Annotated in this window: 16 protein-coding genes; 10 read left to right on the plus strand and 6 right to left on the minus strand. The window is 74.4% G+C overall.

Going from position 1 to position 20263, the window contains the following annotated elements:
- Positions 1 to 11: 11 nt before the first annotated feature.
- From ACZ7KX_RS22540 to ACZ7KX_RS22550, 3 genes are all read right to left on the minus strand, one after another.
- Complete coding sequence (locus ACZ7KX_RS22540; RefSeq protein WP_470328007.1) at positions 12 to 2270, minus strand: ABC transporter ATP-binding protein; 2259 nt, start codon at positions 2268 to 2270, stop codon at positions 12 to 14.
- Between the two features lie 229 nt (positions 2271 to 2499).
- Positions 2500 to 2871, minus strand: coding sequence for a DUF5132 domain-containing protein (locus ACZ7KX_RS22545; RefSeq protein WP_470328008.1), 372 nt, complete (start codon positions 2869 to 2871; stop codon positions 2500 to 2502).
- A 297-nt stretch (positions 2872 to 3168) separates the two neighbouring features.
- Positions 3169 to 4878: a DUF885 domain-containing protein gene (locus ACZ7KX_RS22550; RefSeq protein ID WP_470328009.1), complete on the minus strand. Its 1710-nt coding sequence runs from the start codon at positions 4876 to 4878 to the stop codon at positions 3169 to 3171.
- A gap of 210 nt (positions 4879 to 5088) precedes the next feature.
- Between ACZ7KX_RS22550 and ACZ7KX_RS22555 the strand changes: the two genes are divergently transcribed.
- Genes ACZ7KX_RS22555 through ACZ7KX_RS22575 form a run of 5 tightly spaced genes read left to right on the plus strand, consistent with a single transcriptional unit; the run spans position 5089 to position 11593 of the window.
- A complete protein-coding gene (locus tag ACZ7KX_RS22555) occupies positions 5089 to 6672 on the plus strand; it encodes an ABC transporter substrate-binding protein (protein WP_470328010.1) in 1584 nt (527 codons plus the stop codon).
- Positions 6669 to 7658, plus strand: a complete 990-nt coding sequence (locus ACZ7KX_RS22560) for an ABC transporter permease (RefSeq protein ID WP_470328011.1) — start codon at positions 6669 to 6671, stop codon at positions 7656 to 7658. The genes ACZ7KX_RS22555 and ACZ7KX_RS22560 overlap by 4 nt, the downstream gene beginning before the upstream one ends.
- Position 7659: 1 nt before the next feature.
- Positions 7660 to 9510, plus strand: a complete 1851-nt coding sequence (locus tag ACZ7KX_RS22565; protein WP_470328012.1) for a dipeptide/oligopeptide/nickel ABC transporter permease/ATP-binding protein — start codon at positions 7660 to 7662, stop codon at positions 9508 to 9510.
- Positions 9507 to 10298 carry an ABC transporter ATP-binding protein gene (locus ACZ7KX_RS22570; protein ID WP_470328013.1) on the plus strand — a complete coding sequence of 264 codons (792 nt, stop codon included), beginning with the start codon at positions 9507 to 9509 and terminating at the stop codon, positions 10296 to 10298. The genes ACZ7KX_RS22565 and ACZ7KX_RS22570 overlap by 4 nt, the downstream gene beginning before the upstream one ends.
- Positions 10295 to 11593: an NAD(P)/FAD-dependent oxidoreductase gene (locus ACZ7KX_RS22575; RefSeq protein WP_470328014.1), complete on the plus strand. Its 1299-nt coding sequence runs from the start codon at positions 10295 to 10297 to the stop codon at positions 11591 to 11593. Before ACZ7KX_RS22570 ends, ACZ7KX_RS22575 begins: the two co-directional genes overlap by 4 nt.
- On the opposite strand, the gene ACZ7KX_RS22580 is transcribed toward ACZ7KX_RS22575, so the two are convergent.
- A complete protein-coding gene (locus ACZ7KX_RS22580) occupies positions 11583 to 12665 on the minus strand; it encodes an alpha/beta fold hydrolase (RefSeq protein WP_470328015.1) in 1083 nt (360 codons plus the stop codon). The genes ACZ7KX_RS22575 and ACZ7KX_RS22580 overlap by 11 nt on opposite strands.
- Positions 12666 to 12975: 310 nt before the next feature.
- On the opposite strand from ACZ7KX_RS22580, the gene ACZ7KX_RS22585 reads away from it, so the two are divergent.
- The 5 genes from ACZ7KX_RS22585 (at position 12976) to ACZ7KX_RS22605 (ending at position 17829) form a co-directional block, all read left to right on the plus strand.
- Positions 12976 to 14259, plus strand: coding sequence for a metal-dependent hydrolase family protein (locus ACZ7KX_RS22585; RefSeq protein WP_470328016.1), 1284 nt, complete (start codon positions 12976 to 12978; stop codon positions 14257 to 14259).
- A 236-nt stretch (positions 14260 to 14495) separates the two neighbouring features.
- Entirely contained in the window at positions 14496 to 15725 is a 1230-nt protein-coding gene (locus ACZ7KX_RS22590) for a hypothetical protein (protein ID WP_470328017.1), read from the plus strand.
- The gene (locus ACZ7KX_RS22595; RefSeq protein WP_470328018.1) at positions 15709 to 16509 is read left to right on the plus strand and encodes a 2OG-Fe(II) oxygenase family protein; all 801 of its coding nucleotides are present in this window, start codon (positions 15709 to 15711) and stop codon (positions 16507 to 16509) included. Before ACZ7KX_RS22590 ends, ACZ7KX_RS22595 begins: the two co-directional genes overlap by 17 nt.
- 131 nt (positions 16510 to 16640) lie before the next feature.
- Complete coding sequence (locus ACZ7KX_RS22600; protein ID WP_470328019.1) at positions 16641 to 16781, plus strand: hypothetical protein; 141 nt, start codon at positions 16641 to 16643, stop codon at positions 16779 to 16781.
- A gap of 145 nt (positions 16782 to 16926) precedes the next feature.
- Positions 16927 to 17829: an oxidoreductase gene (locus ACZ7KX_RS22605; protein ID WP_470328020.1), complete on the plus strand. Its 903-nt coding sequence runs from the start codon at positions 16927 to 16929 to the stop codon at positions 17827 to 17829.
- A gap of 61 nt (positions 17830 to 17890) precedes the next feature.
- Here the strand turns inward: ACZ7KX_RS22605 and ACZ7KX_RS22610 are convergent, their stop codons facing one another.
- Both ACZ7KX_RS22610 and ACZ7KX_RS22615 read right to left on the minus strand, forming a co-directional pair.
- A complete protein-coding gene (locus ACZ7KX_RS22610) occupies positions 17891 to 18448 on the minus strand; it encodes a hypothetical protein (RefSeq protein ID WP_470328021.1) in 558 nt (185 codons plus the stop codon).
- Between the two features lie 77 nt (positions 18449 to 18525).
- Positions 18526 to 20259: a serine/threonine-protein kinase gene (locus ACZ7KX_RS22615; protein WP_470328022.1), complete on the minus strand. Its 1734-nt coding sequence runs from the start codon at positions 20257 to 20259 to the stop codon at positions 18526 to 18528.
- Between the last annotated feature and the right edge of the window lie 4 nt (positions 20260 to 20263).

Consider the following 20263-nt stretch of genomic DNA (forward strand, 5'->3'; position numbering starts at 1 on the left):
GGCGGCTGCGGTCAGGCGGCGAGTTCGCCGGCCTGGAGCTGCCAGAGGGATGCGTAGAGTCCGTGCCGGTCGAGCAGTTCGTCGTGGGTGCCCTGTTCGGCGACGACGCCGCCCTTGTCCATGACGTAGATCCGGTCGGCGTGGCGGACGGTGGAGAGCCGGTGGGCGATGACGACCATCGTCCGGCCGGCCGCGAAGCTGCGCAGCGTGCGCTGGATGGCGGCCTCGGTCTCGTTGTCCACGGCGGAGGTGGCCTCGTCGAGGACGACGACCGGCGGGTCCTTGAGGATCGCGCGGGCCAGGGCGATCCGCTGCCGCTGGCCGCCGGAGAGCGCGGCGCCGCGTTCGCCGATCAGGGTGTCGTAGCCGTCCGGCAGCGTCGCGATGAAGGTGTGCGCCTCGGCCATGGCGGCCGCCCGGAGCACGGCCTCGTCGGAGGCCCCGAAGCTGCCGTAGCGGATGTTGTCGGCGATGCTGCCGTCGAAGAGGAACGGGTCCTGGGCGACGAAGCCGATGGCGTGGCGCAGGTCGTGCCGCCGCAGGTCCCGGACGTCCTGTCCGTCGAGCCGTACGCTGCCGGACTCCGCGTCCTGGAAGCGCATCAGCAGTTTGGCGATCGTCGTCTTGCCGGAGCCGGTGGCGCCCACCAGGGCGGTCACCTGCCCGGCCGGGATGGTGAGCGAGAGGTCCTCCAGCGCCGCCGGCCGGCCGGGGTAGGCGAAGGTGACCGCGTCGAGGACGAGCTCGCCCCGCACCTCGGCGGGGTCGAGCGTCCCGCTGCTGCCGTCTGCCTCGACGGGCAGGGCGCCCAGCCGCCGGACCCGGTCGTAGGAGGCGAGGGTGCGCTGGTACTGGTCGACGATGCCGCCGAGCCGGCTCATCCGCATCAGCAGCATCTGGGGCAGCCCGATCAGCGGGCTGAACACCTCGAAGCGCAGGGTGCCGTCGAGCACCGAACGGCCGCCGATCAGCAGGGTGCCGGCCATCGACGCGGTGGTGCAGGCCCGGATGGTCTCGGCGTGGCGGAGCGTGCCCCGGTCGGTCCGGGTCCTGCTCTCCCGGGCCGCCGCGCTCAACTCGTCGACGCGTCCGGCCTCGTAGTCCTCGGTGCAGAAGCTCTTGACGGTGGCGCCGGCTTCCAGCGAGTTGATCACCTGGCTGCCCAGCCTGGCGCGGTGCTCGCCGGTGTCGGCGTAGTCGGCCGCGGCCTTGTCCTGGTGGTGCAGCGACAGCCAGGCGATGACCGGGATCGGCAGGAACGCGATCCAGGCGATCTGCGGCGCCAGCAGGAGGAACGCCGGTACCAGGAGGGCCAGACTGGTGCCGAGTTGCAGCACGTCGTTGGCCGGGCCGGCGAAGAAGGCGCCGAGCTGGCCGACGTCGTCGGTGAGCGCCCCGGCGACCCGGGTGGTCCGCTCGCCCTCCAGGTGTCCCAGTTCGAGGTGCTGGACGTGCCGGTAGGTGCGGCTGCGCCAGTCGTGCTCGATGTCCTGGCCGAGTCGGCGCCACTGGAGGTTCGAGGCGTACGAGAGGCCCGCCACGGCGGCGCAGGCGGCGGCCACCAGCCCGGCCAGGCCCCAGAGTTGGGCGGACGCGGTGGTCAGGCCGAGGCTGACCAGAGGCGCCGCCTCGCCCTTGATGAGGACCAGTCCGGTCCAGCCGAGGAAGGTGCCGAGCGCCATCTCCGAGACCTGGCAGGAGACCGAGAGCGCGGCGGCCCGGTGGAGGCGGGTGCGGTGCGGGCCGACGATCTCCAGCAGGGGGTGGCGCAGGGCACCGGCGCCGACCGCCTCCCGGGACGCGTCGAGCGTTCTGCGCCAGGTGTTCCGGAGGACGGCCGCGGTCGCGGCGGCCACCCCGCCCACCGCCACCAGCTGCCTGCTCAGTGCCGAGCCCTTGATGAGGGCGACCCCGGCCGCGACGCCGCCGCCGACGGCGAGCACCGGTCGCACGACCAGGCCGCGGTCCGCCCGCGGGGCCGGTGCGGCGGCGGGCCGGGCCGGTGCCGGGCGCCCCGCGCCGGTCGGGTCCGCCGCGACCAGGCTGACGGCTCTGCGGACGATCCGGCCGACGTCCGCGCCGCGCACCCGCGCATCGTGCCGGACGAGCAGCCCGCCGGTGACCGGGTTGGCCCGGGCCTCGGTGATCCCGGGAATGCGGCGCAGCACGGCGGCGAGGACCTCGGCCGTCCGGGGCCGTCCGAGCACCAGCTTGACGTCCCAGCGCTGGCGGCCCGGAATGACCGAGCGCGGGCTCGCGTCCAATTCCACGGAGCGGAATCCGGCTGCGGCACCCAGTAGCGATGGCATGTGTACGATCACCTGTTTGCGGAGGTCGCGGAAAATCGTCTCGGACACGACGGATCACACGACGGAGTGGGAATGTCGGGAAGCGTATGCGCTGCGGCCGGCGGGCCTGCAGTCGCCCGCCGCCGGGGCGCATTCCTCCGAAACCGATCGGAATGCGCGTCCGGCGGCGGGCCTGGTTGCGGACGGGCCGTCAGTGCGCCTTGCCGGCGCCCGCGGTCGCGCGGATCTTGGGGGCCCTGGGGTCCTCCTCGGCGGCCCGGCGGGCCCGCTCGGTGGCCTCGTCCCTCGCACTGCTCGGGGCGGCGCCCTCGGCGGTGGTGCGCTGGCCGTCGGCCGGCCGGGGTCCGGCCTCACCGGCGGCGATCTGGGCCGCCATCATGTCGGCGGCCACCTCGGCCGCGAGGTCGTGGATGTTCTCCCCGGCCTCGTGCGCGGCCTTCTTCACCTCCATCGCGATGCCGACGGACGTCTTGACGACTCCTCGCACCAGCGGCTTGAGCAGACGCTTGGCCAGGGGCGCGACCACGAGGCCGATCAGGAAGGGCGGTACTACGGGCGGCATGATGCTCCATCCTCTCCACACACAGGTATGACAGGGACCCGGGCACTGCGGACACGGAGCAGCGCACAGCCGGGTGGACGGAAGCATTCCACCTCGGAATCCGGGATTCACCTACCGAATCGGTATTCCGGAAACCGGCATGCACCGCCCGATCTCGTGGCCACCGTAGTCGAACCATGTCCGCCGGAGCCAAGCGGGCTCCGGCGGTTCACTCTTGTGAGTGTTCACGGCTTGCACCCGCACCCTGAATGGCGGCGCGCCCTGCAGGACATAAATACAATGACCCGCTTTTCATATTCATTCGAAGTCACGTGGAAGGCCCAGTTCACGCGCCACCCTCCGCCGCAGTCCCGGGAACGGCAACGCCCCGCCTCCCAGCACCGCCTCGTGGAAGGCCCGCACGTCGAACCCGGCCCCCAGCTCCGCCTCGGCCCGCGCCCGGAGCCCGCCGAACTCCAGGAAGCCCGCCCGGTAGGAGAGCGCCTGACCGGGCAGGTCGGTCGAGTAGCGCAGCAGGTCGGAGGTGATCTGGCCGTCCGCCTCGGTGCAGTTGGCGCGCATGAACTCCCGCGCCTGCTCCAGGCCCATCGTCCCGAGGTTGAGCCCGGTGTCCACGACGAGGCGCTGGGCGGTGAACCGCTCCTGCGCCAGGCGCCCGTAGGCGTCCCACGGATCCGCGTAGAGACCCGCCTCCCAGCCGAGACCCGCCGCGTACTCGGCCCAGCCCTCGTTGAAGGCACCGAACTCCGCCGCCTCGCGCCGCAGTTTCGGCAGCGAGCGGTCCTCGGCCTGCCGGGCGAGGTGGAAGTGGTGACCCGGAGCCAGCTCGTGGAGGATCAGCGAGGCCGAGCCCAGCAGGGACCTGTGCTCCAGGTCGGAGCCGTTGTAGCGGTAGCGCCCGACCGGCTCGGCCGCCGTCGGAGCCTCGTAGTAGCCGAAGGTCATCCCCGGCTCCAGCGCCGGATCCAGCCGGGCCAGCCCGTACGGCGCCCGCGGCAGGGTGGCGAACAGGCGCGGCAGCACCGGGGCCAGCCGGTCGAGGTGGCCCCGGTATCGCGCCTCGACCTCCTCCGGCGTCCGGGCGTACAGCCGGGGCTCGGTCCGCAGCCGCTCGTGGAACTCGGCCTCCGAGCCGTGGAAGCCCAGCGTCGAGCGGACCTCCCGCATCCGCTCGGCGAGCTCCCGGCACTGCTCGCGGCCGAGTTCGTGCAGCCGCTCGGGCGCGGTGTCGCCCCCGCTGTGGATCCGGGCGAAGTCCCGGTACGCCGCCTCGCCGTCCCGGTAGTGCGCCCAGCCGACGGCCCGCGGCGCCGCGCCCGGGTGGGCCGGGTCGTCGAGGAGGGCGAGCAGCCGGTCGAAGCCCGGCGTCAACTCGTCCTCGACCAGCCGCCGTACGCCGTCCCGGAGGCGCCCGCGCCCGGCCGGCCCCAGCCCGTCGAGGCGGTCCTCGGCCACCTCCACCCGGCCCGCCACCGACGTCCGCAGCCCGGCGAGGGTGGCGCGCGCTCCGGCCAGCGCCGGGGCGGGCACCCGGAAGCCGCGCGCCGCCTGACCCGCCACCTTGTCGCCGATCGAGCCGACCACCCCGGCCAGCTCCCGCACCAGCCCCACGTACCGCTCGACGTCCGACGGCTGGGCGAACGACAGCGGGCGCAGCACCGCGTCGACGTACAGTGACAGCGGGAACAGCCGGTAGGGCGTGGCCGCGGACGTCAGCCAGTAGCTGCGGTGGGTGCGCAGCTCCTGATCGGCCAGCCCCGCCAGGAACGCGGCGGTGTCGGCGTCGGCACCGGACAGCCCCGCTCCGTCGAGCGCCCGCACCCGGCCCAGCACCTCCTCGGCGAACCGCGCCCGCTCCTCCGCCTCGGCGGGGGAGGCCCTGGGCAGCGTCTCGACCGGGAGCCCCTGGCGGACCCTCAGCAGCGGATCGCGCTCCGACAGGAACGCCCAGTAGCGGTCCGTCAGCCGGTGGACCTCCCGGCCCGGTTCGTTCGCACTCGTGCTCATGCGGCCATCCTGGCGACGGCCGGCCGCCGAGCGGCCCCGGTCCGGGACGCACGGACGTGACACCCCTCGAAAGGGTGAATCACGATCCCCTCCCCGGCCGCCGCCCACGGCTCCCGGCCGGGCCGACAAGCGGCTCCGGGCGTTCGAACATGCCTGCGGCGCCGGTCAGTTGGACCGTCACGGCGAGGACCCGGTGGCACCATGGCCGCCATGCCCCGACGCACTCCGCCGGTCGCGCCGGCGGCCGCCCTCACCGCCGCGGCCGTCGCGCTGGCCGGCTGCGGAGGCGCCGCCCGGTCCTCGACGAGCACCCCGCTCGTCGACCACGGGACCGTCCGGATCGCCGAGTCCAGCGAAACGCCGAGCTTCGACCCGTACTCCACCTTCGGCGCCGGTCAGGCCCGCTACGCCTACGACTCGCTGGTCGACGTCTCCCCCGACGGCAGCGTCGTCTCCGGACTCGCCTCCTCCTGGCAGGCCACCACCACCGCGGCCACCTTCACCCTCCGCCCGGGCGTCACCTGCTCCGACGGCACCCCGCTCACCGCCTCCGCCGTGGTCCGGGCGCTGACGTACGCGGGCGACCCGGCCCACCAGCTGGCCGGCGCCCGGACCGTCCTGCCGAACGTCCCGTTCACCGCGGACGCCGACGACCGGGCCGGCACGGTGTCGGTCACCACCGCCGCGCCCTTCCCCTTCCTGACCCGCACCCTCGGGCTGCTGCCGATCGTCTGCCCGGCCGGCCTCGACCGGCCCGAGACGCTGGAGCGCACCACCCGGGGCACCGGCCCGTACGTGCTCACCCGCTACTCCCCCGGCGGGCCCTACGAGTTCACCGTCCGCGAGGGCTACACCTGGGGCCCGGGCGGGGCGACCACCGCCGCACCCGGCCTGCCGGCCCGGATCGTCCTGTCCGTGGTGCCCCAGGCCTCCACCACCGCGAACCTGCTGCTCACCGGAGGCGTCGACATCGCCAACGTCACCGGGCCCGACCGCGCCCGGCTCACCGGGCACGGCCTGACCGCCGAGGACGTGGCGACGGTGGTCGGGCTGACCTTCTTCAACCAGCGCCCCGGCCGGCCCCTCGCCGACCCGGCGCTGCGCCGAGCCCTGGTGTCCGCCCTCGACCGCCAGGGGCTCGCCAACGTCGCCGTCGGCGGCACCGGCCACCCGGCCGGCGACTTCGGCGCCGAGGGCGCCGTCTGCCACGCCGACCTCGCCACCGCCGACCTGCCCGCGCAGGACGCCCCCGGGGCCCTGCGCGCCGCCGGCTGGACCCGCACCGGCGACGGCCCGCTCGGCAAGGACGGCCGGCCGCTGAGACTGCGCCTGATCACCAGCCCGGACCTCGGCCCGACCCTGCCGCCCGCCGCCGAACTGATGGCCCGGACCTGGACGGCGCTCGGCGCGCACGTCGAACTGGTCACCGAGAGCCTGCCCGCCCTCGTCAACGCCATGTACCGGACCGGCGACTTCGACGTCGTGGTCGGCAGCACCCCGGGCTTCGCCCTGCCGGTCGGCTTCGTCCCGTTCTTCTCCGGCCCCACCCCCGCCCAGGGCCTCAACTTCGCCGGGGTCGCCGACCCCGAGTACGACGCCCTGGTCTCCCAGGCCCTCCGGGAACCGGACACCGAGGGCTGCGGCACCTGGAACCGGGCCGCCGCCGCGCTCTTCCGCTCGGCCGCCGCCCTGCCGATCGCGGACGGCCGGAGCACCGTGTACGGCTACCGCACCACCTTCGCCACCACCTTCGGCGGCCGACTCGTTCCCACCAGCATCCGCCTCCACCGATGACCCGGGGGCCCACCGTGTTGTCCCTGCCCGACCTGCTGCGACACCCCTGGACGGCCTTCCTCGGCCGCCGCGCCGCCCGGCTGCTGCTCTCCCTAGCCGTCGTGCTCACCGCGTCCTTCGCGATGGTCCGCCTCGTGCCGGGCGACCCGGTCCGCGCCGCCCTCGGCGTCGACGCCGCCCCCGACCTGGTCGCCGCCCGCCGGCACGAACTGGGCCTCGACGTGCCCTTCCTCGACCAGTACCGGCACTACCTCGACGGCCTGCTGCGCGGGGACCTCGGGACCTCCCTGGTCACCGGTACCCCGGTCGCGGAGCTGGTCCGCACCCGGCTGCCGGCCACCCTGGAGATCGCCGCCCTGGCCTTCCTGGTCACCCTCGCCGTCGCCCTGCCCGGCGGACTGCTCGCCGCCGTCCGCACCAGGGACGGCCGCCACCCGCGCAGCGAGCTGGCGTTCACCGTGGTCACCGCCGGCCTGGCCGGAGTGCCCGACTTCGTGCTGGCCGCCGGACTCACCGCGCTGCTGGCCGTCGGCCTGCGACTGCTGCCGGTGGCCGGCACCGCGGGAGCCGAGTCCCTCGTCCTGCCGGTCCTGGCGCTCTCCCTCGCGCCGACGGCCGTCCTACTGCGCATCGTCCGGGTCGAGGCGCTGAAGGTGCTGGGCGAGGACTACCTGCGCACCGCCCGGAGCAAGCGGCTGTCCCCCGCCCGCCGCTACCTGCGGCACGCCGCGCCCAACACGGCCACCGCCGCGCTCACCGTCGCCGGGAGCCTGCTGCCCGGCATGATCGCCGGCACCGTCCTGGTCGAGAAGGTGTTCGCCTGGCCGGGCATCGGATCGGCGATGGCCCAGTCCGTGGTGGCCCAGGACTACCCGGTGATCCAGGCGATGGTGCTGGTCCTGGGCACCGCCGTGCTGCTCTCCGGCCTCCTGGTCGACGTGCTGCTGGCCGTGCTGGACCCTCGTTCGACGATCCGGGAGAGCTGAGATGCCCCGTCCCACCACGCACCCCCGCTCGCCGATGGCCTGGATCTCGGCGGTCATGCCGGCCTCGCTGCTCGTCCTCGCCCTGGCCGCACCGCTCGTGTGGGGCCCCGCGGCCGACCGCCCCGACCCCTTCGCGGTGCTCCAGGGCCCGTCCGCGGCCCACCCGTTCGGCACCGACAACCTCGGCCGGGACGTGCTCGCCCGGGTCCTGACCGCCACCCGGCCCTCCCTGCTGCCGGCCCTGGCCGCCACGGTGCTCGGCGCCACGGGCGGCGTCCTGCTCGGCGCGGCCACCGCCGTGGTCGGCCCGCGCGCCCGCCGGCTGCTCGCCGGCCTCATCACCCTGCTGCTCGCCTTCCCCGCGCTGCTGGTCGCGATGTTCCTCGCGGTCGTGTTCGGCGCGGGCGCCGGCGGGGCCGTGCTCGCGCTCGCCGTCGCCGGCGTCCCCGGTTTCGCCCGGCTCGCCCAGACCCTCGCCGCCGCCGTGGCCGGCACCGACCACCTGGCCGCGGCCCGGGTCCTCGGCCTGCGCCGACACCGGCTGCTGTGGCGGCACGTCCTGCCCAACATCGCCGAGCCGCTGCTGCTGGCCGCCACCACGGCCGCGGGCACGGCCCTGGTCGCGCTCTCCGGGCTGAGCTTCCTCGGGCTGGGCGTCCAGCCGCCCGACTACGACTGGGGGCAACTGCTCAACCAGGGTCTCGACCGCATCTACGCCGACCCGCTGCCCGCGCTCGCCCCCGGCCTGGCCGTCCTCTACGCGGCCCTGACCTTCCAGCTGCTCGGCGAGGTCCTGGCCCGCCGCGTCGCCCGGCGCGATCCGGCACCCCGGCCCCCCGCGCCGCCGCCCGCCCCGGGCGGGCCGGCCGAGGAGGGCCTGGTGCTCCAGGTCGAGGACCTCAGCGTCGAACTCCCCACCCCGGACGGCACGATCCGGCCGGTGCGCGGTGTGAGCCTCGCCCTGCGACCGGGCGAGATCGTCGGGCTCGTCGGCGAGTCGGGCTCCGGCAAGTCGCTGACCGCACTCGCCGTCGCCGACCTGCTCCCCGAACGGGCCCGGGTCACCCGGCGGACCCTGCGCCTGCTCGGCGCCGACCTCGCCACCATGACCCCGAAACAGCGCGACCGGCACCTCGCGACCGCCCTGGCGACGGTCTTCCAGAACCCGGCCTCCGCGCTCAACCCGTCCCTGCGGATCTCCACCCAGCTCACCGAAGCCGTCCGGGCCCACCGCGGTGCGAGCCGCGCCCGGGCCGAGGCCGAGGCCGCCGAGGCGCTGCGCCGGGTGGCCCTTCCCCCCGCACTGCTGCGCTCACGCCCGCACCAGCTCTCCGGCGGCCAGCGCCAGCGCGTGATGATCGCCGCCGGGCTGATGGTGCGGCCGGCCCTCGTCATCGCCGACGAGCCGACCACCGCGCTCGACGTCACCGTGCAGCGGCAGATCACCCGCCTGCTCGGCGACCTCCGGCGGGACACCGCCACCGCGATCCTGTTCATCAGCCATGACATCGCGCTGGTCGGCGACTTCTGCGACCGCGTCCTGGTGATGTACGCGGGCACCGTCGTCGAGTCCCTGCCCGCCGACCGCCTCGCCGACGGCACCCGGCACCCCTACACCCGCGCACTGGTCGCCTCGGTGCCGGACCTCACCGCGGACCGCGACCGTCCGCTGCCGACGGTGGAGGGCGCGCCACCCGACCCGCTCGCCACCGCGCCGGGCTGCGCGTTCGAGCCCCGCTGCCCGCGCCGCCGGGACCACTGCGCCGAGCAGGCCCCGCCGCTGGGGGACCTTGACGCGGTCCACCGGGTGGCCTGCTGGTACCCGGTGGCGGCGGAGGTGGTGGTGTCATGACCGAACTCCGGATCCGCGACCTCACCGTCCGCCACCGCGGCCCGCGCGGCCCGGTCGCCGCCGTCGACGGGGTCTCGCTGGAGATCCCGCCGGGCACCTCGCTCGGGCTGGTGGGCGAGTCCGGCTCGGGAAAGTCGAGCCTGGCCCGCGCGATCGTCGGGCTGACCCCCGTGCACGGGGGCCGGGTCCTGCTGGACGGCCGGGAGGTCCGGGTCCGTACGATCGGCGACCGGCGCCGCCTCGGCCGGCTGGTCCAGATCGTCCTCCAGGACCCGGACACCGCACTGGACCCCCGGATGACCGTCCGCCGGACCCTGCTCGAAGCGGCCACCGCGTTCCGGCGGCTCGACCGGCGGGCCCGTGCCGAGCGCGTCCCCGCCCTGCTCGAACTCGTCGGCCTGGACACCCGGTTCGCGGACCGCCTGCCCCGGCAGCTGTCCGGCGGCCAACGCCAGCGGGTCGCCGTCGCCCGCGCCCTGGCCGTGGAACCCGGCCTGCTGATCGCCGACGAGATCACCTCCGCGCTCGACGTCTCGGTGCAGGCCGCCGTGCTCAACACCATCCGCGACCTCCAGCGGCGGCTCGGCCTGTCCATGCTGTTCATCGGCCACAACCTGCCGGCGGTCTGCCACGTCTCCGACGCGGTGGCCGTCATGCGGCACGGCCGGATCGTGGAGACCGCCCCCACCGCGGCCGTCCTGCGCGCCCCGCAGCACCCGTACACCCGGGAACTGCTCGCCGCGGTACCGAGCCTGCGCACGCCCCCACCCGAGGAGAGGCTCCCATGACCCCCGGGCACCCGGACGCGGTGGTCGTCGGAGCCGGCGTGATCGGCGCGGCCGTCGCCCTCGAACTCGCCCGCGCCGGACGCCGGGTGGTCGTCGTGGACAAGGCGGGCGCCGCCGGGCACGGCTCCACCAGCGCCTCCAGTGCGATCATCCGGTTCAACTACTCCACCTTCGACGGCGTCGCCACGGCCTGGGAGGCCCAGCACCTCTGGACGTCCTGGCCCGGCCACCTCCGGCTCACCCGCCGCCACCCGCTCGCCGCCTTCCACCGCACCGGCGCCGTCGTGCTCGACTCCCCCGCCGCCGCGCCGTCCGAGGTGGCCGCCCTGTTCGACCGCGCCGGCGTCCCCTACGAACGGTGGGACACCCCGACCCTGCGCGAACGCCTCCCGGGGATCGACCCCGGCCGGTACTGGCCGCCGAAGCCGGTGGAGGACGACGCCTTCTTCGACGGACCGGCCGGCGCACTCGGCGCCCTGTTCACCCCGGACGCCGGGTTCGTCGACGACCCGCAGCTCGCCGCCCGGAACCTCGCCGACGCGGCAGCCGAACGGGGCGCGCGCTTCCTGTTCCACCACACCGTGACGGCCGTCGACCGGCACGCGGACCGGGTGGCGGGCGTCCGGCTCGCCGACGGCACGCACATCGCCGCGCCGGTCGTGGTCAACGCCGCCGGCCCCTGGTCGGGCGGGCTCAACCGGCTGGCCGACGTCGGCCACGACTTCACGATCCGCGTACGCCCCCTGCGCGAGGAGGTCCACCAGGTCCCCCTGCCCACCGGCCACCCCACCGTGCCGGTCGTCGCCGACCTCGACCTCGGCACCTACCTGCGGTCGGCCCCGGGCGGACACCTCCTGGTCGGCGGGACGGAACCGGACTGCGACCCGCACGAGTGGATCGACGACCCGGACACGGCCGACCCCCGCGCCACCGCCCGCCGCTTCCGTGCCCAGGTGACCCGGGCCGCCCGGCGCCTCCCCGCGATCGGCGTCCCCAACCGGCCGCTCGGGGTCGCGGGGGTGTACGACGTCGCCGACGACTGGACCCCGATCTACGACCGCACCGCCCTCGACGGCTACTACGTCGCCATGGGCACCAGCGGCAACCAGTTCAAGAACGCCCCGCTGGTGGGCCGTTTCCTGGCGGCCCTGATCGACTCGGTCGAAGCCGGCCACGACCACGACGGCGACCCGCTCCGGTACCGCTGCGAGCACACCGGCAGCGTCGTGGACCTGGGCGCCTTCTCCCGCCGGCGCCCGGTCGAGCCGGACCCGGCGCGGACCGTCATGGGCTGACCACCCGCAGCTCGTGCACCACGCCCGCGACCACGTCGACCACGAACCCGGGCGCCTCGTGCGGGAAGTCGTGTCCCGTCCCCGCCGGGGTGTGCACAAGCCGTGACGCCGTCGACGCCGCCAGGTACCGCGTCCGGCTCCGGAGGTAGAAGCGGCGGATCCGCTCGGCCTCGACCGCGTCCCGGGCCCCGGCCAGCACCGCCTCGCCGCCGATGAGGTCCCGGGGTATCACCAGCACCAGCGGCAGGTCCCCGAGGTCCCCGTCGTACACCACGGTGTCCCAGCCCACCCGCGCCAGCCCGGACGCCGACAGCTCGGCGAAGACCGACGCGGCGGCGCAGCCCTGCCCGGCCCGGCCCTCGGGGCCGCGGTGGGCGCCGAACAGCTGCCGCACGGCCGCCCGCACGAAGCCGCGACGCATCCCGGCGAGCTGCCGGCTGGGCGGCGCGAAGGCGATGACCTCCAGGGGCGTCGGATCCAGCAGGACGAGCCCGGCCACCAGCTCCGGCCGGCGCCTGGCCGCGTTCGCGACCAGCAAGCCGCCGAAGGAATGGCCGACGAACACGAACGGCGGCCGCTCCCCCGCCCGCTGCAGCGCCGCCACCAGCTCCTCCGCCTCGCCCGCCGTCGTCCGCGGGAACGGCCCGACATCGCTCCAGCCCGTCCCCAGGCGGTCGACCAGCACCGACCGGGCCCGGGCCGACAGCATCGTGTGCAGCTCCCGGAAGTCCGCGCCGGGGGCGTGCCCGCCGGGCACCCAGACCACCGTCGGCCCGCCCGCGGCCTCCCCCTCGGCGAGGAGGTGCATCCGGTGACCGCCCACGTCGACCAGCCGCCCCGGCGGCGGATTCGTCCGCGCCTCCCGGGCCACCAGTACCAGGTGTCGTACGGCTCCCGCCGCCAGCAGCACACCGACGGCCGTCACCAGGACGCCGAGCACCACGGCCCACGCCGACCCCACGCCGAGCAGAACGCCGCCCACCGCCGCCACCAGCACCGCGACCGGCACCCCCAGCCAGTCCCGGCTCAGTAACGCGAGCAAGGAGTCCGTGACCCGTCCGTCCCGGCGCATCGGTCCTCCGCAAGGGCTTCGAAAACCGATCTCTGCCAGAGTCATTCCCCGGTCCACCGGGCCCGACGCCGGACCGTCCCCCGGAATCGTCGGAAGCGTCCCTGCCGACCGCTCGCCCACCGGCCGCCGCGAGCGCCCGCACGGCCCGCATGACCCCTGACGGCCGAAGCTCAGCTAGCTGCCGGCGGAGCCGACGGCGTGGTGGGGCGCACGCGCGGGACGGTCGGTCGGCTGACGGACGGCCCCGGTCGGACCGGGGAGCCGGTCCGGCCCACTGGTCCCGGACCCGTCTCCGGCCGACGATGGCCGTATGGGTGTCGACGACCCGGGTTCCGGGCTGCTGGTGACGAACGTGCGCGTCTTCGACGGGATCGGAGCGGAAGCGGTGCCGGGGCACGTCCGGGTCGAACGGGACAGGATCGCGGAGGTGGTGCCGGGCCGCGCCTTCCCGCGCGGCGTCCCCGGGGGCACGAGGGTGCTCGACGGGGGCGGCGGCACGCTCATCCCGGGGCTCACCGACGCCCACGTCCACCTGTTCGCGATCGGCGGCACCATGGCGGAGCTGCAACTCGCACCGACCGGCACGGTCTACTACCAGGCCCTGGCCTCGGCCCGCGACATGCTGATGCGCGGCTTCACCACCGTCCGGGACATGGCGGGTGACACCGAGCCGCTGCGTCGGGTCCTCGACCGAGGGCTGTTCCCCGGCCCGCGGATCTACCCGAGCCAGGCCGCCGTCTCGCAGACCTCCGGGCACGGCGACTTCGGGGCCGTCCACGACACCCCGACCGCGTTCGGCGGTCCGCAGGCCCGCACCGAACAGCTCGGGTTCACCCGGGTGGCCGACGGCCCGGCACGGGTGCTCACGGCGGTGCGCGAGCAGCTGCGCAAGGGCGCCGCACAGATCAAGCTGATGGCCGGCGGAGGCGTCGCCTCCGACTTCGACCCGCTGGACGTGCTGCAGTTCACCACCGCGGAACTGGAGGCCGCGGTGGCGGCGGCCACCGACTGGGGCACGTACGTGACCGCGCACGTCTACACCTCCGACGCCGTGCGCCGCGCGGTGGACGCCGGGGTGCGCTGCATCGAGCACGGTCACCTCGTCGACGAGTCCACCATCCGCCACCTCGCTGAGAAGGGCGTGTGGCTGAGCACCCAACCGTTCGAGGTCGACGACCACCACTACGCGTCCCCGGACAGCGCCCGCAAGAACCGCGAGGTGTGCGAGGGCGTCGCCCGCACCTTCGGCTGGGCGCTGCGGCACGGCGTACGACTCGCCTTCGGCACCGACCTGGTGTTCGACCCGGCGAAGGCCGACCGGCAGATCGACATGCTCGTCCGGCTCGGCCACCACCTGAGCCCGGTCGAGGCCCTCAAACTGGCCACCTCCGGCAACGCGGAGCTCTTCCGCATGTCCGGCCGCCGCGACCCCTACCGCGCGGCGCCGCTCGGCGTCGTCGCACCGGGAGCCTGGGCCGACTTCCTGGTCGTCGACGGCGACCCGACCACCGACCTGTCCGTCCTCGCCGACCCCGGGCGCAACCTGCGCCTCATCGTCAAGGGCGGCGTCGTCCACAAGGACGAGCTCGACTGACCGGCTGGTCGGCCCGGTCGGTCGGGACCTCATCGGGCCGCAGTGCCATTCCGGGTCGGACCGACGTCCCAGAACTTCGTTGCCCGCCGTCAAGGCCCCGTGAGAGCATCGGGATTCGGCGGTCCGGCTCCTTCCGTTCACGTTGCACGACGCGAACGGGCGAAGGAGTGCGGGCCGTTGCCGCGTCCACGGTTTCGAGGAGTCCCGCCGATGCCCGCGAATGGCAGGTGCCGTTGATGTCCGTACCAGAGCCGGCCGAAGCCTGCATCGAGGATGCGGGCAACATCCTGGTTGCGCCTCCGGCGTTGCAGGACGACGACGTGGTCAGGGACTTCTTCGGGTCCACCGTCACCCCGGAGGAGTTCGCCTCCGGTTCGGCGGACCTCGCGCAGCGGACCGTCTACCTGTGCGGCGACGTGTCCGGGATCGACGCCCGGCGACTGCGAGCGGCTGCCCGGGTGTTCGTCGTCCGGGAGCTGTCCCACGGCTACCGGGAGGGCGGCGGCGCACCGTGGACCGTCGTCGGCCTCGGCCGGGTCCCGGTCCGCGTGCACGGTGTCGGCGTGTACTACCACCGCTTCTTCGAACCCGGCGCCGATCACTTCGGACGGATCCGCGCGGAGCACGCGTTCCAGTCCCTGACGGAGTCCACCAAGCCCGGAACGGCCCACCGCACCGGCATCTACCTCACGCCCGTCACGCGCGACGGTGACGACCTGCACTTCCGTCTGCTCCGGTGCTCCACGAACCTCTCGGGGCCGACCGAGGGCTTCCGCCCGACCGACACCGACATCGTCGAGGCGCTGAACCGTGAGGCCGCCGCCGTCTTCCGGAACCCGGCGCCGCTGAACCACGTCCTCGCGCAGATCTACCACAACACCCTGGCGACGGCCGAACGCAAGCAGTCCAAGGCCAGGATCTCGGCCCACGCCGACAAGACCAAGGACATGCCCGTCAACGGCATCATGGCCTTCTGCACCTTCTACGACGGGCTCGACAGGCTGCAGCCCCTGGCCGGGGACGCCTTCGACCACGGTGTGAAGGGCGCCAGCGGGCTGACCAGCCTCCGCTTCCGCCGCAAGGAGCCGGTCGAAGGACGTGACGGCGCCGCGCTCCCGGCGCAGTTCACCGTGACCCTCCATCCCGGGTCGGTGTTCTTCGTGCCGCTGTCCACCAACCGCCTCTACACGCACGAGATCCGGCCCTCGGCCCTGGACGCCGAGCTGCTCCCGACCCGCCTGGGATACGTGGTGCGCTGTTCGAACGCCGAGGCCGTCCACACGAACGGCCAGACCTTCCTCAAAGTGGGCGACGAGCGGGTGGAGCTGGGGCCGCCCACGCCGGACGGCATGGACGAGCTGCGCAGGCTCTACGCCGAGGAGAACAGGACCTCGTCCTTCGTCGACTACGGCGGGGAACTCCTCTTCAGCATGAACACGGGAGACTACGTTGCCCCCCGGATCTAGGGCTTCGGACGACGTCCGCTCGGAGGACGTCCGCTCGTACGACGTCCGCTCGTTCGTCGTGCCGACCGAGGACGACGCCTTCGCGGAGCTGTCCGCGTCGGTGCGCTGGGAGGACGTGGGGAAGGGCCGGAGAGGCGCCGTGCTCGCCAAGGCCGACGAGGCGGGCGGAGTGCCGCTCGTCCGCACCACCACGCGGTACGGCAGCCCGGCGCAGCTGTTCCGGCCCGTGCACGATCGGCTGGCGCAGCGGATCCGGGAACACGCGGGGCTCCCGGTCGGCTTCGACAACGCCCTCGTCGAGAGCTACACGAACGCCTACCGGACCATGGGCGGCCATTCCGACCAGGCCCTGGATCTGGCCGACGATTCGTTCATCGCGGTCTTCTCCTGCTACCGCCATCCCGAAGCGGGCCCGCAGCGGAAGCTGATCTTCGAATCGAAGGATCCCGGTGACGAGACCTTCGAGATCCCCCTCGTCCACCACGGTGTCGTCGTCTTCTCCGTCGACGCGAACCGGCGGCTCCGGCACAGGATCGTCCTGGACGCCCCCGGCCCGACGGCGGACAACCAGTGGCTGGGCGTGACGTTCCGCACGTCCAAGACCCTCGTGCGGTTCCGCGACGGACAGGCGTACCTCCCCCAGGGTGCGCGCCTCACGGCGGCCGACGACGAGCAGAAGGACGAGTTCTACCGACTGCGGCGCCGTGAGAACAGGGAACCGGACTTCGTCTACCCCCCGCTGACGTACACCGTCAGCGCGAGCGATCTGATGCCGCCCGTCTGACGCGGCGGACCGTCGAGCAGCCCACGTGGACCGGACGTGCACCCCGCCCACCGTCCTGCGGTGGGGCGCCGGGGTGCGGACCCCGGGGACGGGCCAGGGGCGGTCCAGGGTCGTCGTCAGGGTGATCACCGATGGCAACGGCGGCGGTGCGCGGCGGGGTCTTCGCCACCCGCGACCTCCGGCACCGCGTGGTGTACTCGCTGAACCCGACGGGAGCCGGCAACGACCTCCCGTACATCAGGGCGATCGTCGACGCCGCACTCACCGGCTGACCGCCGAACCGTACAACGGTCGGCCACCGACGGTTCGTTCCCGCTGGTGGTGTGACGTTCCGCGCTGCTTCCCGGCCTGTCGCCGGGCCCCGCTGCTACTCCATACTCCAGGACCGGCCTGATGACCCGACAGCGGAGGAGTGCGATGAGTTCGGCAGCGGACGCAGGAACGTGGAAGCTCGGAGACCTGGAGGTGAACCGGATCGGCTACGGCACGATGCGGTTGACCGGCAACGGCATGCTGGGCAACTCCGACGGCCCGCCGATCGACCGCCGTGCCGCGGTCGGCCTGCTGCACCGCGCGTTCGAGCAGGGCGTGAACCACGTGGACACGGCCGCCTTCTACTTCTCGCCGCTGCGCTCCGCGAACGAGCTCGTCGGCCGGGCCCTGAGCACCTGGCACGGCGACGTGGTCGTGGCGACCAAGGTCGGCCCGTGGCGGGACCCGTCCGGCGCGTGGCACACGGCCCGCCCCGATGAGCTGCGCGGCCACGTGGAGGAGAACCTGCGTCAGCTCGGCCTGGACTGCCTGGACGTGGTGAACCTGCGCCACAACGGCCCCGGAACGGCCTCGATCGCGGAGCACTTCGGCGCCCTCGCCGAGCTGCGCGAGGCGGGGCTCGTCCGGCACCTCGGGCTCTCCAACGTGCGGCCGGCCCACGTGGCCGAGGCACGGGCGATCGCACCCGTGGTCTGTGTGCAGAACTCCTACGGGCTGGACTCGCGCCGCGCCGACGAGAACGGGCTGGTGGACCTCTGCGGGGAGCAGGGCATCGCCTTCGTCCCGTTCTTCGCCGTCTCCGGCCTGCGGCGGGAGGCCGGCGCGGGCCTGGAGCAGGACGCGCGGGTCCGCTCGATCGCCCGCGCCCACGGCGCGACACCTGCCCAGGTGCGGCTGGCCTGGACCCTCCACCGCGGCCCGCACGTGCTGGCCATCCCCGGCACCGCGAACCCCGCGCACCTCGCCGAGAACATCGCCGCCGGCGCGTTGCGCCTGACCGCGGAGGAGCTGGCCCTGCTCGACGACCGCCGCGAGGACGCCGCGTGAATCCCGGGCGGCGCGCGACGCCCCCGCCCGGCATCGGTGAGCCGGGCGGGGGCGGCCCCCGTCAGTCCCGGGTGACGCCGGGCGCTCCGGCCGGGGCGTCCAGGCCGTAGCGGGCGACGTGCTCCGGGTTGGCCGGGTCGATCGTCCGGACGCCCTCGGCGGCCAGCCGCTCGTTGATCTCCGCGAGGTGTTCCCGGACGAGCTGCTTCTCGGCGTCGGTGGTGCGGCCCTTGTGCGGCCGGCCGGCGTGGGCCAGCGTCGCGTAGTTGACCCGCTCCTTGGCGGCGCGCGACGCGACGGCCTGACCCGGGATCGACCGCGCGACCGGCTTGGCGCCCTGCAGCACCTCGGCCATCGGCGCCGCCGTGGCCAGCCGGTCGAACGCCTCGGCCTCCAGCACGACCGTCCGCGGCTCGTCCGAGCCCGGGTGGTGCAGCTCGATCGTCACCAGGTCGAGCGCCAGCTCCTCCACGTCGGCCACCTCACCGGCGAGCGCCTCGATCTCCACCGGCCCGTCCGCCAGGTCGGGGTGCCGGTGGACGACGATGCGCACCAGGTCGTCGTCGTCCTCCACGTGCTTGCCGGTCAGGTCCGAGAACCGGATGATCTTCTGGCCCATGTCTGCCTCGCCTCTCCTGCCTTGTCGTCCGCGAAGAGCCTACGCCCGGATGATCTTCGTCCGGCCCGCCGTCCGTCTCATGCGGGGCGGCGGCCGCCGGGGGCCCTCCACCACAGGAGCCAGACACCGGTGGAGACGATCAGCGAGTTCACCCCGATCGGGCCGGGCCAGGGGCTGAAGCCGTCCCGGCCGAGCCACCAGAAGATGTGCCAGTTGTGCGTCAGGACGTAGAGCACGACGACGTCGAAGACGAAGAAGAGCGCCCAGGCCGGTGCCGGGTGGAGGCGCCACCGGGGCGCGGCGTGCACGGAGGAGATCACGGCCGTGGTGGCGACCACGGCCGGGTAGTAGGAGGGCGGCAGGTCCCGCAGGTAGTTCCACGGCAGCACCAGGCCGACGGCCCACAACAGCACCATGCTGCCGATGAAGCGCACCAGGCGGGCCACGGCCGGGCTGCTCCCGGAGGCCGCGGGGGCCTCGCCGACGGTCGGCGCCACGGTCGGTGCTCCGACCGGCGCCGCGGTATGCGCTCCGACCGGCGCCCCGGTCGGTGCTCCGGTCGGCGGGTAGGGCGCGGTCGGCGGGTAGGGCGCAGCCTGCTGCTGCCCGGGCACCCAGCCGCCGCCCGGCGTCGACACCTGCGGCGGGAGCGGGCCGAGCACCGACCGCAGCGGTTTGGCCGGCGACTCCGGCAGCCGGTAGACCGGGGGCGGCCCGAACCCGGCGGGCCCCGACCCGTCGGCCTGCGTCGGCGGCGGGACGAACGCCGGGGCCTCGCCGCCCCGCGCCACCGACTCCAGCGCCGCGAGCGCCTGTTCCGCCGTCAGCCGCTGCGCCGGGTCCTTGGTGAGCAGCCCGGCGAGCACCGGCGCGAGCGCGTCGGCCCGTTCGGTCGGGCGCGGCGGCCGGGTGACGACGGCGATGCACAGTGCGCTGAACGTCTCCGCGTGGAACGGCGCCTGACCCTCCACCGCCGCGTACAGCGTCGCGCCGAGCGACCACAGGTCGTTGGCGGCCGTCGGCGGCTTGCCCTCCAACTGCTCCGGGGCCATGTACGCGGGGGTGCCGATGACGGCGCCGGTGCGGGTGAGCGCGGTGGTCGCGTCGGCCATGTGGGCGATGCCGAAGTCGGTGATGACGACCCGCTCGTCCATCAACAGGACGTTGTCCGGCTTGAGATCGCGGTGGACGATCCCCGCCGCGTGTGCCTGCTGCAAGGCCTTGAGCATCGCGATGCCGATCTCGGCCACCCGCCGGACCGGGAGAACGCCCTCCCGGGCGAGCACCGCGGCGAGCGAGGCGCCGGTCACGTACTCCATGACGATCACCGGCGCGCCCTCGTGCTCGACCACGTCGTGCACGGTGACGATGCCCGGGTGGTTGAGCCGCGCCGCGGCGAGGGCCTCGCGCAGCGTGCGCTGGAGGAGGTGCTCGCGCTCGTCGTCGCCGACGCCCGCCGGCAGGAGCACCTCCTTCACCGCGACGTCCCGCCCTAGGGTCTCGTCCCACCCCCGCCACACGCGGCCCATGCCGCCCTGCCCGATGAGGTCGTGAAGGCGGTAACGGCCCCCGACCACTGCCCCGTTCGTTGCTGTCACGGGCCCATACCTTAGTGCCGCGGCCCGGCCCCGGGACATGCCACGGGCGGGCCGGTCGAGAACCGGCCGCGCGTCGCGACGGGAGTCCTCCCACCGGTGGCGTCCGCACCGCCGCCGGCGATCGGCTGACCGGTGGACTTTCCGGCCACACACCGTCAGTGCGCCCATGCTTACCGGGAAGTAGGCCGTCCGGGTTCCTACGATCCGCCCCATGAGC

The sequence above is a fragment of the Kitasatospora sp. NPDC038210 genome (genome assembly GCF_055600605.1).

Excerpts from the sequence above, each read along its gene's own strand:
- ACZ7KX_RS22545 (WP_470328008.1), bottom strand. The coding sequence starts at position 2,871 with ATGCCGCCCGTAGTACCGCCCTTCCTGATCGGCCTCGTGGTCGCGCCC.
- ACZ7KX_RS22550 (WP_470328009.1), bottom strand. The coding sequence starts at position 4,878 with ATGAGCACGAGTGCGAACGAACCGGGCCGGGAGGTCCACCGGCTGACG.
- ACZ7KX_RS22555 (WP_470328010.1), top strand. The coding sequence starts at position 5,089 with ATGCCCCGACGCACTCCGCCGGTCGCGCCGGCGGCCGCCCTCACCGCC.
- ACZ7KX_RS22560 (WP_470328011.1), top strand. The coding sequence starts at position 6,669 with ATGACCCGGGGGCCCACCGTGTTGTCCCTGCCCGACCTGCTGCGACAC.
- ACZ7KX_RS22565 (WP_470328012.1), top strand. The coding sequence starts at position 7,660 with ATGCCCCGTCCCACCACGCACCCCCGCTCGCCGATGGCCTGGATCTCG.
- ACZ7KX_RS22570 (WP_470328013.1), top strand. The coding sequence starts at position 9,507 with ATGACCGAACTCCGGATCCGCGACCTCACCGTCCGCCACCGCGGCCCG.
- ACZ7KX_RS22575 (WP_470328014.1), top strand. The coding sequence starts at position 10,295 with ATGACCCCCGGGCACCCGGACGCGGTGGTCGTCGGAGCCGGCGTGATC.
- ACZ7KX_RS22580 (WP_470328015.1), bottom strand. The coding sequence starts at position 12,665 with ATGCGCCGGGACGGACGGGTCACGGACTCCTTGCTCGCGTTACTGAGC.
- ACZ7KX_RS22585 (WP_470328016.1), top strand. The coding sequence starts at position 12,976 with ATGGGTGTCGACGACCCGGGTTCCGGGCTGCTGGTGACGAACGTGCGC.
- ACZ7KX_RS22590 (WP_470328017.1), top strand. The coding sequence starts at position 14,496 with ATGTCCGTACCAGAGCCGGCCGAAGCCTGCATCGAGGATGCGGGCAAC.
- ACZ7KX_RS22600 (WP_470328019.1), top strand. The coding sequence starts at position 16,641 with ATGGCAACGGCGGCGGTGCGCGGCGGGGTCTTCGCCACCCGCGACCTC.
- ACZ7KX_RS22605 (WP_470328020.1), top strand. The coding sequence starts at position 16,927 with ATGAGTTCGGCAGCGGACGCAGGAACGTGGAAGCTCGGAGACCTGGAG.
- ACZ7KX_RS22610 (WP_470328021.1), bottom strand. The coding sequence starts at position 18,448 with ATGGGCCAGAAGATCATCCGGTTCTCGGACCTGACCGGCAAGCACGTG.
- ACZ7KX_RS22615 (WP_470328022.1), bottom strand. The coding sequence starts at position 20,259 with ATGGGGCGGATCGTAGGAACCCGGACGGCCTACTTCCCGGTAAGCATG.